Annotated in this window: 13 protein-coding genes; 12 read left to right on the forward strand and 1 reads right to left on the reverse strand. The window is 63.1% G+C overall.

Translation table 11 applies throughout. The features are described 5' to 3' along the window. Together AC07S4_RS21685 and rpsJ are read left to right on the forward strand one after the other, a co-directional pair. Nucleotides 1-141: EF-Tu C-terminal domain-related protein (locus AC07S4_RS21685; protein WP_494988896.1), on the forward strand; the 141-nt coding region annotated here is incomplete at its 5' end. Between the two features lie 179 nt (nucleotides 142-320). Then, a complete protein-coding gene (rpsJ, locus tag AC07S4_RS21690) occupies nucleotides 321-638 on the forward strand; it encodes a 30S ribosomal protein S10 (RefSeq protein WP_028101676.1) in 318 nt (105 codons plus the stop codon). A 117-nt stretch (nucleotides 639-755) separates the two neighbouring features. Here rpsJ and AC07S4_RS21695 read toward each other — a convergent pair whose 3' ends face one another. Continuing rightward, nucleotides 756-2195: an aminotransferase-like domain-containing protein gene (locus AC07S4_RS21695; RefSeq protein ID WP_494988624.1), complete on the reverse strand. Its 1440-nt coding sequence runs from the start codon at nucleotides 2193-2195 to the stop codon at nucleotides 756-758. 176 nt (nucleotides 2196-2371) lie between these two features. Between AC07S4_RS21695 and creB the strand changes: the two genes are divergently transcribed. The 10 genes from creB (at nucleotide 2372) to rplV (ending at nucleotide 12626) form a co-directional block, all read left to right on the forward strand. Further along, the gene (creB, locus tag AC07S4_RS21700; protein WP_494988625.1) at nucleotides 2372-3103 is read left to right on the forward strand and encodes a two-component system response regulator CreB; all 732 of its coding nucleotides are present in this window, start codon (nucleotides 2372-2374) and stop codon (nucleotides 3101-3103) included. Beyond that, nucleotides 3100-4551 (forward strand): two-component system sensor histidine kinase CreC, encoded by a 1452-nt coding sequence (creC, locus tag AC07S4_RS21705; protein ID WP_494988626.1) that lies wholly within the window; start codon nucleotides 3100-3102, stop codon nucleotides 4549-4551. The genes creB and creC overlap by 4 nt, the downstream gene beginning before the upstream one ends. A gap of 74 nt (nucleotides 4552-4625) precedes the next feature. Then, a complete protein-coding gene (gene creD / locus AC07S4_RS21710; protein WP_494988627.1) occupies nucleotides 4626-6029 on the forward strand; it encodes a cell envelope integrity protein CreD in 1404 nt (467 codons plus the stop codon). 467 nt (nucleotides 6030-6496) lie between these two features. Continuing rightward, on the forward strand, nucleotides 6497-9355 hold the full coding sequence (locus AC07S4_RS21715) for a TonB-dependent receptor domain-containing protein (RefSeq protein ID WP_494988628.1): 2859 nt from the start codon (nucleotides 6497-6499) through the stop codon (nucleotides 9353-9355). Between the two features lie 235 nt (nucleotides 9356-9590). Further along, the gene (gene rplC, locus AC07S4_RS21720) at nucleotides 9591-10247 is read left to right on the forward strand and encodes a 50S ribosomal protein L3 (protein WP_132133176.1); all 657 of its coding nucleotides are present in this window, start codon (nucleotides 9591-9593) and stop codon (nucleotides 10245-10247) included. A 3-nt stretch (nucleotides 10248-10250) separates the two neighbouring features. Beyond that, nucleotides 10251-10871: a 50S ribosomal protein L4 gene (gene rplD / locus AC07S4_RS21725; RefSeq protein ID WP_056404301.1), complete on the forward strand. Its 621-nt coding sequence runs from the start codon at nucleotides 10251-10253 to the stop codon at nucleotides 10869-10871. Then, nucleotides 10868-11185: a 50S ribosomal protein L23 gene (rplW, locus tag AC07S4_RS21730; RefSeq protein ID WP_161071434.1), complete on the forward strand. Its 318-nt coding sequence runs from the start codon at nucleotides 10868-10870 to the stop codon at nucleotides 11183-11185. The genes rplD and rplW overlap by 4 nt, the downstream gene beginning before the upstream one ends. Next, complete coding sequence (gene rplB, locus AC07S4_RS21735; RefSeq protein ID WP_056404299.1) at nucleotides 11185-12012, forward strand: 50S ribosomal protein L2; 828 nt, start codon at nucleotides 11185-11187, stop codon at nucleotides 12010-12012. Before rplW ends, rplB begins: the two co-directional genes overlap by 1 nt. A 9-nt stretch (nucleotides 12013-12021) precedes the next feature. Next, nucleotides 12022-12297: a 30S ribosomal protein S19 gene (rpsS, locus tag AC07S4_RS21740; protein WP_050409767.1), complete on the forward strand. Its 276-nt coding sequence runs from the start codon at nucleotides 12022-12024 to the stop codon at nucleotides 12295-12297. Beyond that, nucleotides 12294-12626, forward strand: coding sequence for a 50S ribosomal protein L22 (rplV, locus tag AC07S4_RS21745; RefSeq protein ID WP_177307311.1), 333 nt, complete (start codon nucleotides 12294-12296; stop codon nucleotides 12624-12626). The genes rpsS and rplV overlap by 4 nt, the downstream gene beginning before the upstream one ends. The last annotated feature ends 5 nt before the right edge of the window (nucleotides 12627-12631 follow it).

The following is a 12631-nucleotide window of genomic DNA, read 5'->3' on the forward strand; positions in this document are numbered from 1 at the left end:
GAAATGGTTATGCCAGGCGACAACGTGTCGATCACTGTTAAGCTGATCAACCCGATCGCTATGGAAGAAGGTCTGCGCTTCGCAATCCGCGAAGGCGGCCGTACCGTCGGCGCCGGCGTTGTTGCAAAAATCCTGGCCTAATAGCCTCGGTTAGACAAGAAGGCAGTGCCGTTCGCGGCGCTGCCTTTTTTTGTCGCAGAGACGGGCATGGCTGGCATTTTGGTGCTATGATCTCGCCTCTTAGCTGTACTGAGTTTTGTACTGAGTTTGTTACTTATTGCCGCCGCTCCCGCGCCGGCTCGTTCTTTTAAGGAATAATCATGTCCGCACCAAACCAAAAAATCCGTATCCGCCTGAAAGCTTTCGACTACAAGCTGATCGACCAGTCCGCTCTGGAAATCGTTGACACCGCGAAGCGCACCGGCGCCGTGGTAAAAGGTCCAGTACCTCTGCCAACCCGCATCCAGCGTTACGACGTGCTGCGTTCCCCGCACGTGAACAAGACTTCGCGCGACCAGTTCGAAATCCGCACCCACCAGCGCCTGATGGACATCGTCGACCCAACCGACAAGACCGTTGACGCGCTGATGAAGCTGGACCTGCCAGCTGGCGTGGACGTAGAAATCAAACTGCAATAATTGATTTCGGCCAGGCGGCGGCCCAACAGCCTGCCGCCAGCCCACTGGGGCCGGGACCTGCACACGCAGCTCCCGGCCCCAGTGCCGTTTACGGCCTGAATACAGCCGGAAGGAATCTCACACCGCCAGCTCGCGCGGCGCGGGCGGGATGCGGGCCAGCAGTTGGGACAGTTTGCGCAGCGCGCCGGCCAGGCGCGCGCGGTCGCGGATGCTGCCCAGCGAGATGCGGATGGCGTTCGGCGGGTGCGCGCTGCCGTCGAAGGCGTCCGAGGCGGTGACGGACAGTCCTTCGGCGAGCGCGGCCTGGGCCAGCTGGCCGGAACGCCAGTAGTCCGGCAAGGTCAGCCAGATGTGGATGCCGCCGGCATCGGCCGCCGCGGTCGTGACCGCCGCTCCTGTGGCCGCGCCGCCGGGCGCGAACGCCAGCCCGGCCAGGATGTGCGCGGCCAGCTGCTGGCGCGCCCGCGCTTCTTCCCGCACGCCCTCCAGCAGGCGCTGCGCCGTGCCGTCGTGTATCCATTGCGTGACCAGCGCGCCGGCCAGCGGCGACGGCATCAGCACCAGCGAGCGCAGCGCCAGCAGGAAGCGCTCGCGCAGCTGCGCGTCCGGCAGCAGCACAAAGGCCGTGCGCAGCCCGGGCGCCAGGCATTTCGACAGCGTGGAAATGTAGTAGACGTGGCGCGGCGCCAGCCGGGCCAGCGGAGCGGGCGCGCGGCCGCCCGCCAGCAGCCAGTATGGATCGTCCTCGATAATGGCCGCGCCGCAGCGGATGGCGGTTTGCGCGATCTCGCGGCGGCGCTGCTCCGGCATGGTGTGCGCGGTGGGATTCTGCAAGGTCGGGTTCAGGTAGACCAGCCGCGCGCGGTGCTTGCGGCAGGCCTTCTCCAGCGCATCGGGCCGCATGCCGTCGCCGTCCACATCGACCGCCACCACGCGCCGTCCCAGCTGCCCGGCCGCCGAGCGCAGGCCGGGGTAGATGGCGGGCTCGGCCAGGATGGCGTCGCCCGGCCCCGTCAGCGCCAGGATCAGCGCCGCCAGCGCGCACTGCGCACCCGGACAGGCCGCCACGTGTTCCTCGTCCACCCGGCCGAACATGGGCGCCAGCCAGAGCGCGCCCGCCGCGCGGTCGGCCTGGCTGCCGCCGCCCAGCTGGTAGCTCATCAGCAAATCGCTGTCGGTGCGCATCAGCACCTGGGACAGGCCCAGTTTCAGCATGTCGTCGAAATCCACCCCGGCAGGCGGGGGAGGGATGTTCATGCTCAGGTCCAGCATGGGCGCCAGCTCCACTTTCGGCGCCGCCGCGTAGGTGCCGGCCGCGCCCCGGCCCTCCAGCAGGTGGCGGCGCCTGGCCTCGTCGTAGGCGCGCGTCACCGTGGTCAGGTCCACCGCCAGCCGCGCCGCCAGGCTGCGCTGCGGCGGCAGGCGGTCGCCCGGCTGCAGGCGGCCGTCGGACAGGGCACGCTCGATGAAATCGGCGATCTGCAGATAGCGCGGCCCGCCATCCACGCTGAATTCGCCCAGCCAGGCAGGCGCTTGTATGGATGGAGTCTGGGACATTTTGTCTGGATGTATGGATTTTTGCCGCGAATTAAACTGCTATAAAGGCAAATTATCCATACAAGGCTCGCGATGCGCAACGAGCTTATCACTCTCGCCGCACACGGCGCACTCTCCGCTGGACAGCGTGCCCTCTGCGCAGTACATTCGGCGGATGTTAAGTTCCTGGAAATGTTATGGCTAAGACGATCCTGATCGTTGAAGATGAGCAGGCGATTGCGGACGGCATTGCCTATGCGCTGCGCACCGAGGGTTTTGCGCCGCTGCACGTGATGCTGGGCGAACAGGCGCTGGAGGCCATGCGCGGGGAGGGCGGCCAGCCGCCGCCGGAGCTGGTGGTGCTCGACATCGGCCTGCCCGATATGAGCGGCCTGGAAGTGTGCCGCCGCCTGCGCCAGTTCTCGGACGCGCCTGTGATCTTCCTCACCGCCCGCAGCGATGAGATCGACCGCGTGGTGGGCCTGGAAATCGGCGCGGACGATTATGTGACCAAGCCGTTCTCGCCGCGCGAACTGGTGGCGCGCATCCGCGTCATCCTGCGCCGCCTGGGGCCGCAGGCCGCGCAGGCCGCTGCATTACAGGCAGCCCAGGCGGCCCAGTCCTCCCAGGCGCGCCGCGTGGCGGGCCTGGAACTGCGCTCGCTGGAGGCGCGCGTGCTCTACCTCGGCCATGCGCTCGAGCTGACGCGCTATGAATACCTGCTGCTCAAGACGCTGATCGAACATCCCGGCCACGTGCTGTCGCGCGCGCAGCTGATGGACCGCGTCTGGACCGGCGCCGCCGACACCCTGGACCGCACCGTGGACGCCCATGTGAAGTCGCTGCGCGCCAAGCTGCGCGCGGTCTCCCCCGACAACGAGCCGATCCAGACCCATCGCGGCCTGGGCTACAGCCTGGCCGCCACATGAGGATAGGCCTGCGCATTCTGCTGGGCTATTTCCTGATCGTCGGCCTGGCCGGATGGTTCCTGCTGAATGTGTTCATGGCCGAGGTCAAGCCGGGCGTGCGCGCCACGCTGGAAGACACCCTGGTCGACACCGCCAACCTGCTGGCCGTGATGGTGGCCGACGACGTGCGCGCCGGCGCCTACGACGCCGCCCCCATGCTGGCGCGCATGCGCGACTACGCCGGGCGCGGCGTCAGCGCGCAGATCAGCGGCCTGCCGAAGAACAAGCTGGACTACCGCATTTACATCACCGACGCGCAGGGCATCGTGCGTTTCGATTCCGAGAACAAGGCGGTGGGCAAGGACTACTCGCGCTGGAACGACGTCTACCTGACCCTGCGCGGCAAGTACGGCGCGCGCAGCACGCGCGACCGCGAGGACGACGAGAACAGCACCGTGATGCACGTGGCGGCCCCCGTCCGCGACGGCGAGCGCCTGATCGGCGTGCTGACCGTGGCCAAGCCCAACGCCAGCGTGCAGGGCTTTGTCGAGCGCAGCCAGCAGCACATCCTGCGCCGCGGCGCGCTGCTGCTGGCGCTGTCGCTGCTGATCGGCCTGGCGTCCACCTACTGGCTGGCGCGCGCGCTGCGCAAGCTGATGCACTACGTGGAGGAGGTGCAGGCCGGCCGCAAGGTGGCGCTGCCGGTGCTGGGCAATACCGAGATCGGCACGCTGGGCCACGCGCTGGAGGCCATGCGCGTCAAGCTGGAAGGCAAGGAGTATGTGGAAACGCTGATGCACACGCTCACGCACGAACTGAAAAGCCCCATCGCCGCCATCCAGGCCTCGGCCGAGCTGCTGCAGGAGGACATGCCGCCCGAGCAGCGCCGCCAGTTCCTGTCCAGCATACTGAGCCAGAACGCGCGCCAGCGGCAGCTGATCGACAAGCTGCTGGCCCTGGTGCGGGTGGAGAAGCAACAGCGCCTGGACGCGCTCGAGCGCATCGACGGCGGCGCGCTGCTGCATGAGGCGGCGCGCGACTTCGCCGCGCCCCTGGCCGCGCGCGGCCTGCGCCTGGACCTGGAGCTGCCGCAGGACGGCGCCCCGGTGCTGCACGGCGACGCGCTGCTGCTGCGCCAGGCCATCGGCAATCTGCTGGACAACGCCATCGCCTTCGCGCCGGCCGGCGGCGTGGTGGCGCTGGGCGCCCGCATGCTGGGCGAGGGCGTGGAAATCTTCGTGGCCGACGGCGGCCCCGGCATTCCCGACTACGCGGCCGGGCGCGTGTTCGAGCGCTTCTATTCGCTGCCGCGCCCCGGCGGCGGCGCCAAGAGCACCGGCCTGGGCCTGCCCTTTGTGCGCGAAGTGGCGGCCCTGCACGGCGGCAGCGTCAGCGTGGCCAACACCGGCGGGCCGGGGCAGGGCGGCTGCCGCGCCGCGCTCTACCTGCCGCTGCCGCTGGCGCTGTAGCGCTTCACACGCAACGCATCCTCACCGCACAAGGGTTTTCTAGACTGGCGCCACTCCAACCTGAAGGAAGCGCCATGCAAAAGAAACTGTTGTTCAAAATACTGGCCGTGATCGCGGTGATGCTGCTGATCGGTATTCCGCTGCTGCTGATAGAGTCCACCATCCGCGAGCGCAGCGCCTACCGCCAGGACGCGGCGCGCAGCATCGCCGAGGATTCGGTGGGCGAGCAGACCGTGTACGGGCCGGTGCTGGTCATGCCCTACAGCGAAACCTATGAAGTGATGGAGCCGGTGGCGGGCGACGAGAAGCGCAAGGAGGCCAAGCGCTACCGCAAGCAGCTGCGCCACCTGGTGTTCCCGGACCAGCTGGAGGTCAAGTCCACCTTCGGCACCGAGCGCCGCTACCGGGGCATCCACCAGGTGCTGATGTTCCAGGGCGAACACGCGGTGGCGGGCGCGTTCACGGTGCCGCCGGTGTCCGCGCTGCCGCGCACGGTGGAGCGCTCCGACATCGCGCCCGAGCCGCCTTTCGTGGCGCTCGGCATTTCAGACGTGCGCGGCGTGCGGGACATTCCCAAGCTGCGCTGGGGCGCGCGCAGCTTCGAGTTCGAGCAGGGTTCGGGCCTGGCCGCCGCCCGCCAGGGCCTGCACGTGCCGCTGGCCATGGCCGACGCCACCGCCGGCCCGGTGCAGTTCAGCTTTGGCCTGAGCCTGTCCGGCATGGACCGCCAGCAGTTCGTGCCGCTGGCGCGCAACAACCGCTTTGCGATGGCCTCGTCCTGGCCCCATCCGCAGTTCAGCGGCCGCTTCCTGCCCGAGCAGCGCAAGGTGGGCGAGCAGGGCTTCGAGGCGCTGTGGCGCATCTCGGCGCTGTCGACCGAGGCGCAGCAGCAGTTGCGCCAGCGCGAGCTGGCCGCCGGCTCCGGCGACGAGGCGGCCCGCAGCGCCGCCCGCGGCGCCGTGCCGGACAGCTTCGCGGTCGGTTTCATCGAGCCGGTCAACATCTATTCCATGGCCGACCGCGCCACCAAGTACGGCCTGCTGTTCGTGGCGCTGACTTTTGCCGCCTTTTTCCTGTTCGAGGTGCTCAAGCGCCTGCCCATCCACCCGGTGCAGTACGCGCTGGTGGGGCTGGCGCTGGTGCTGTTCTTCCTGCTGCTGGTCAGCCTGTCCGAGCACATCGCCTTCCTGGGCGCCTACCTGCTGGCCAGCGCCGCCTGCATCCTGCTGACCGGCTACTACCTGGCCCACGTGCTGCGCGACCGGCGCCGCGGCCTGGCCTTCGGCGCCGCGCTGACGGCCTTGTACGGCGTGCTGTACGGCTTGCTCAGTTCGGAAAACAACGCCTTGGTGATGGGCGCCATCCTGCTGTTCGCCGTGCTGGCCGCCATCATGGTCGCCACCCGCAAAGTCGACTGGTACCAATTGGGCGGCGCGGAGGCGGCGCAGATTTTGACCGATCGTCAAAAAACGATATAAGACTCCGTGTTAGCAATCTGGAGGCACTCTTTTTTGTTTTGAAACAGCGCCGTTGCCCGCATTGCCGTCCAGTGATTTCAGCAACCGGCAGGGCGTTGTTTTTTTGCATATTTGTAACTAAAAGGCTGTTGTAATCCGGCATCATTGTACGGAACATAAAATGCATATGTTTCTGAAAACTTTAAGCTGCAATTGTGAATATATGTAGAAACATGAAATTTCTTAAATAAAATTCGACACTTTTGTAATTTTCTAGCTTTTTGTATGGCATCGGCGCCGTAATGTTATTTTTTGTGAAAAAAAGCCGAGGCAAATATATTGCCAGTTCATTGACTTTCATTAACTCAGATGTTCAGATTCCCTCTTCGGAATAGCGCAGCGTATTCTGAAACAAGCCGTCGGCACAGATGGCAACCGGTGTCCAAGCACCGGCATAGTCCCTTGCAACCCTTACAGCGGAGAAACTTTTGAACAATAAATTAGTCCTCAAACGGGGCGTCCTCGCCGTTGCAGTAGCGCTGGGTACCACCCAGTTTGCAATCGCACAAGAAGCTGCGGAAGCGCCAGTTACCAAGGTCTTCGTGACCGGTTCCAACATCAAGCGTTCGGATAAGGAAGGCTCGTCGCCAGTCCAGACCGTAAGCGCCAAGCAGATCGCGGCCAGCGGCGCCAACACCGTGGCCGAACTGCTGCACTCGATCCCGGCCTTCGGCTCCGGCGCGTCGATCGACATCGTCGACGGCGGCTTCTCGCGCGGCGCGGCCACCGCCTCCCTGCGCGGCCTGGGTTCGTCTTCGACCCTGGTGCTGCTGAACGGCCGCCGTATCGCCTCGTCCGCGTACGCCGACCCGAACCAGGGCAAATCGGCGGTGTACGACCTGAACTCCATTCCTATCTCCGCCATCGAGCGCGTTGAGATCTTCAAGGATGGCGCTTCGGCCGTGTACGGTTCCGACGCGATCGCCGGCGTGATCAACTTCATCACCAAGACCGACTACACTGGCTTCGACATGTCGGCCAGCATCACCGCCAACGATGACGGCGAATTCGCCCGCAAAAATGTCAGCGGCGTGATCGGCTTCGGCGACCTGGACAAAGACCGCTACAACGGCTTTATCTCGTTCGACGTCTCCAAGCGCGACAGCACCACCATCCCGAACGCGACCGACGTCGACCAGGCTGCCTACAGCTACATCAACGCCCGCCTGAACCCGTACTCGAGCAGCCTGACGGATCAGCCGTTCTTCTACCGCGAACGCACTCCGGGCGGCAAGAATTTTGCCACCACCTACGCGCTGCGCGCCGACGTGATCAACCGCACCAACTGCGACCCGTCGCAAAAGCTGGTGGGCAGCATCGCCCAGCACAATCTGACCGCGACCAGCGTGCTGATCGACCGTACTTTCTGTAACTTCAACCTGAACGACTACAGCGAAGTGCAGAGCGCCGGCAAGGACGCCAACATCCTGGCGCGCGGCACCTTCAAGGTCAACGAATCGATCACCGCGTTCTCGGAGGCGTCGTACGCGCGCGTCGAGCGTACCTATCTGGGCGCGCCGCGCACGATCTCGAGCACCTCGTCGAGCACCGTGTTCGCGGCCGACGGCAAGCCGTCGTCGCAGTTCCAGCTGATCCTGCCGGTCGGCCATCCGGACAATCCGTTCCCGACCTCGCGCACCGCAGTGGGCTTCCGCTTCATGGGCCACACCGGCGGCAGCGACAACCTGAACGAATCCTACCGCGTGCTGGCCGGCCTGAAAGGCACCACCGGCGCGTTTGACTGGGAAACCGGCGTGCTGTGGAACCGCAGCGAGCGTACCGAACACTACCTGGGCATGCTGTACCGCCCGGTGGTCGAGCGCATCATGACGGAAAACCGCACCATCGCGTCGACCATTGCTGATCCGAACTCGACCCGCGACCTGGAAAACAAAGGCTTCTCGCAAGTGATGCAGATCGATGCCAAAGCGTCGACCACGCTGGGCAAGCTGTCCGGCGGCGACATCGGCCTGGCCTTCGGCGCCGAGGCGCGCCAGGAGAAAATCGGCCTGACCCCGGATGCGGCCACCCGCGCCGGCGACATCATCGGCCTGGCCAACTCGGTCGCTGACGGCCAGCGCAATGTGAAGTCGGCCTTCATCGAGCTGCGCACGCCGTTCTTCAAGAACTTCGAGATGGACTTCGCCGGCCGCTACGACAAGTATCCGACCGAATCGAGCTTCGTGCCTAAAGCGGGCAGCAAGTGGACCGTGACCGAGCAAGTGGCCGTGCGCGCGACCTATGCGCGCGGCTTCCGCGCCCCGGCCCTGACCCAGGTTTCGCCTGGCGGCGTGCAGTCGTTCCAGACCGTGACCGACTCGATCCGCTGCCCGGACGGCGTCAATCCGATCGGCACCGCCGACCGTACCGACTGCTCGAAGAGCATTTCCAGTCTGTCCAAGGCCAATCCAGAGCTGAAGCCGGAGAAATCCAAGTCCGCATCGCTGGGCCTGATCCTGCAGCCGACCAAGAACCTGGACATCCTGATCGATTACTACAACATCAAGCTGCGCGATGAAACCGCGCTGCTGGGTGCGCAAACCGTGATCGACCACCCGAACCAGTACCCTGGCGCGGAAGTGCTGCGTGACACCAATCCGGCCAACTTGCTGGTGGTAAACGGCGTCGTGGTGCCGAACTCGGGCCCGCTGATGCAGGTAAACCGTTCCTACATCAACCAGGGCTCGACCCAGGTTTCCGGCCTGGACCTGGAAGTGACGCTGCGTAACTCGCTGGGCGACTACGGCCGCCTGAGCAGCACGCTGAACTGGAGCTACCTGGGCACCTACAAGCGCGCCATGCAGCCTGGCGATGCGACCCACAACACGGCGGGCTCGAACGGCGGCCTGTCGGACTGGGCGGTGTCGGCTGGCGACAATCCACGCAACCGCGCGTCGCTGTCGACCAACTGGACCTTCGGCGTGCACAGCACCACGCTGTCGGCGGACTTCGTCGACCACGTCTCCCTGCTGCGCCGCTACGACAACGCCGTGGAGTACCCAACCCCGTACTGCCACTATGGCACCGGCCAGCCTTCCAGCGCCTACCAGCTGGGCGGCCTGCCGAAGTACACCAGCTCGAACTGCGAAGTTGCTAGCTGGACCACTTTCGGCGTGAACTACGCGTACACCGGCGTCAAGAACCTGACCCTGGCCCTGAATATCAAGAATATTCTGGACAAGGCGGCGCCATACGATCCGCGTTACCCAACCGAAGGCTTCAATACCCAGCTGCACAACGGCATGGGCCGCACCTTCCGCGCGACCGCGAAGTACGCCTTCAAGTAATCTGGCTGCGTATACAAGTAAGCAGCTAGCGTGAAGCAGCACGGGGCCAGGCAGCAATGCCTGGCCTTTTTCATTGGCCCCAAATAGTTCACATACCCCGTACTAAGTTGTTGCGTCAAGAGTCTTTTCGCGATACACTAGCCGGCTTCGGTATGGAATCCATCTTTTTACGGGCCGTACTAATTTTTGTAGTTAAACAAAGCCCCGCCCAATCGTAGGTGGGAATGGAGAAAAAATGAGCCTAGGCCTCCTCGGTCGCAAGGTTGGCATGATGCGCATCTTCACGGATGATGGGGACTCGATCCCAGTCACCGTGCTGGACGTGTCGAACAACCGCGTTGCGCAAATCAAAACCCCTGAAACGGATGGTTACTCCGCTGTTCAGGTCGTCTTCGGTCAACGTCGCGCTTCCCGCGTGACCAAAGCCGCAGCCGGTCACTACGCCAAAGCTGGTGTCGAAGCCGGTACTCTGCTGAAAGAGTTCCGCGTTGACGCTGCTAAAGCTGCAGAATTGAAAGCTGGTGAAGTTATCGCCGCTTCGCTGTTCGAAGTTGGTCAAAAGATCGACGTTCAGGGCACGAGCATCGGTAAGGGCTACGCCGGTACCATCAAGCGTCACAACTTTGCTTCGGGCCGTGCAACCCACGGTAACTCGCGTTCGCACAACGTACCAGGTTCGATCGGTATGGCGCAGGATCCGGGCCGTGTATTCCCAGGCAAGCGCATGACCGGCCACATGGGTGACGTTACTGTTACCACCCAGAATCTGGAAATCGCTCGTATCGACGCCGACCGTCAGCTGCTGCTGGTCAAAGGCGCGGTACCAGGCGCGAAAAACGGCCAAGTGGTCGTCTCGCCTGCTGTCAAAGTCAAAGCAAAGAAAGGGGCTTAATCGATGGAACTCAAGCTCCTGAATGCTCAAGGTCAAGCATCTTCCAACGTTGCCGCCGCTGACACCGTCTTCGGCCGTGATTACAACGAAGCCCTGATCCACCAGATCGTGGTCGCCTACCAAGCCAATGCTCGCAGCGGCAACCGTAAGCAGAAAGACCGTGAAGAAGTCCACCACACGACCAAGAAGCCATGGCGCCAAAAAGGTACCGGCCGCGCTCGTGCCGGTATGTCGTCGTCGCCACTGTGGCGCGGCGGTGGTCGCATCTTCCCGAACTCGCCTGACGAGAACTTCACCCACAAAGTGAACAAGAAGATGTACCGCGCTGGTATCTGCTCGATCCTGTCCCAACTGGCTCGCGAAGAGCGCCTGGTTGTTGTTGAAGACTTCGCCATCGAAGCTCCAAAAACCAAGCTGCTGTCGCAAAAGCTGAACGCCATGGGTCTGGAATCGGTGCTGATCATCGCTGACAACATCGAAGAAAACCTGGAACTGGCTTCCCGTAACCTGCCTAACGTGCTGGTGGTTGAGCCACGTCACGCAGATCCAATGTCGCTGGTCTTCTACAAGAAGATCCTGGTCACCAAAGCGGCACTGGCCAAGATTGAGGAGATGCTGGCATGAGCGCAGTCATCAAACACAGCGAAGAGCGCCTGATGAAGGTGCTGCAGGCTCCGGTCATTTCCGAGAAGGCCACCATGGTCGCGGAAAAGAACGAGCAAATCGTATTCCGCGTACTGCCGGATGCGACCAAGCCTGAGATCAAGGCAGCCGTTGAACTGCTGTTCAAGGTTGAAGTCCTGTCGGTGCAAACCGTCAATCGCGAAGGTAAAGTCAAGCGTTCGGGTCGTTTCACCGGCCGCCGCAACCATACCAAGCGTGCTTTCGTGTGCCTGAAGCCTGGCCAGGAAATCAATTTCTCCGAGGAGGCTAAATAATGGCACTCGTAAAGATGAAGCCAACCTCCCCAGGCCGTCGCGGCATGGTGAAGGTGGTGAACCCGGACCTGTACAAAGGCCGTCCGTTCGCTGCCCTGGTTGAAAAGAAATCCAAAACTGCCGGCCGTAACAACAACGGCCACATCACCACCCGCCACATCGGCGGTGGTCATAAGCAGCACTATCGCCTGATCGACTTCAAGCGTCAGAAGGATGGCATTCCTGCGAAAGTGGAACGTATCGAATACGATCCAAACCGCACCGCGAATATCGCCCTGCTGTGCTACGCCGACGGCGAGCGCCAGTACATCATCGCGACCAAGGGCATGTCCGTTGGCGACAGCGTGATGAACGGTTCGGAAGCGCCTATCAAGTCGGGCAACTGCCTGCCTATCCGTAACATCCCGGTCGGTACCGTGATGCACTGCGTCGAAATGCTGCCAGGTAAGGGTGCCCAGATGGCCCGTACCGCCGGCGCCGGCGTTGTGCTGATGGCCCGTGAAGGCACCTACGCTCAAGTGCGTCTGCGCTCGGGTGAAGTGCGTCGCGTGCACATCGAGTGCCGCGCGACCGTAGGCGAAGTCGGCAATGCCGAACACAGCCTGCGCAAGATCGGTAAAGCTGGTGCGATGCGCTGGCGCGGTGTTCGTCCTACCGTTCGCGGTGTGGTCATGAACCCGGTCGATCACCCGCACGGTGGTGGTGAAGGTAAAACGGCAGCAGGTCGTCATCCAGTGTCCCCATGGGGCCAGCAGACCAAGGGCAAGAAGACTCGCAGCAACAAGCGTACTTCTTCGATGATCGTCTCGCGCCGCGGCAAGAAATAAGGATAAACCATGACTCGTTCATTGAAAAAAGGGCCGTTCTGTGACGCCCACCTGGTGAAAAAAGTCGAAGCCGCGCAAGCGACCAAAGACAAAAAGCCAATCAAAACCTGGTCGCGCCGCTCGACGATCATGCCTGACTTCATCGGTCTGACGATCGCTGTGCACAACGGCAAGCTGCACGTGCCAGTGTATGTTTCCGAGAACATGGTTGGTCACAAGCTCGGCGAATTCGCGCTGACCCGCACGTTCAAGGGCCACGCTGCTGACAAAAAGGCTAAGAAATAATGGAAACCAAAGCTATCCTCAAAGGCGTGCGCCTGTCGGATCAAAAAGGCCGCCTGGTGGCTGATCTGATCCGCGGCAAGAAGGTTGACGCTGCGCTGAACATTCTGCAGTTCAGCCCGAAAAAAGGCGCGGCCATCATCAAGAAAGTGCTGGAGTCCGCAATCGCGAACGCCGAGCACAACGATGGTGCCGACATCGACGAACTGTTCGTGAAAACGATCTACGTCGAAAAGGGCCCGATCCTGAAGCGCTTCACCGCGCGTGCAAAGGGCCGTGGCGACCGCATTTCGAAACAATCCTGTCACGTGTACGTGACTGTCGGTAACTAAGGAGC

It is taken from the genome of Pseudoduganella sp. GW821-FHT05F09 (assembly GCF_059419605.1).

What these genes read in the sequence shown, in the direction of transcription:
- rpsJ (WP_028101676.1), top strand. Translation starts at nt 321, where the DNA reads ATGTCCGCACCAAACCAAAAAATCCGTATCCGCCTGAAAGCTTTCGAC.
- AC07S4_RS21695 (WP_494988624.1), bottom strand. Translation starts at nt 2,195, where the DNA reads ATGTCCCAGACTCCATCCATACAAGCGCCTGCCTGGCTGGGCGAATTC.
- creB (WP_494988625.1), top strand. Translation starts at nt 2,372, where the DNA reads ATGGCTAAGACGATCCTGATCGTTGAAGATGAGCAGGCGATTGCGGAC.
- creC (WP_494988626.1), top strand. Translation starts at nt 3,100, where the DNA reads ATGAGGATAGGCCTGCGCATTCTGCTGGGCTATTTCCTGATCGTCGGC.
- creD (WP_494988627.1), top strand. Translation starts at nt 4,626, where the DNA reads ATGCAAAAGAAACTGTTGTTCAAAATACTGGCCGTGATCGCGGTGATG.
- rplC (WP_132133176.1), top strand. Translation starts at nt 9,591, where the DNA reads ATGAGCCTAGGCCTCCTCGGTCGCAAGGTTGGCATGATGCGCATCTTC.
- rplD (WP_056404301.1), top strand. Translation starts at nt 10,251, where the DNA reads ATGGAACTCAAGCTCCTGAATGCTCAAGGTCAAGCATCTTCCAACGTT.
- rplW (WP_161071434.1), top strand. Translation starts at nt 10,868, where the DNA reads ATGAGCGCAGTCATCAAACACAGCGAAGAGCGCCTGATGAAGGTGCTG.
- rplB (WP_056404299.1), top strand. Translation starts at nt 11,185, where the DNA reads ATGGCACTCGTAAAGATGAAGCCAACCTCCCCAGGCCGTCGCGGCATG.
- rpsS (WP_050409767.1), top strand. Translation starts at nt 12,022, where the DNA reads ATGACTCGTTCATTGAAAAAAGGGCCGTTCTGTGACGCCCACCTGGTG.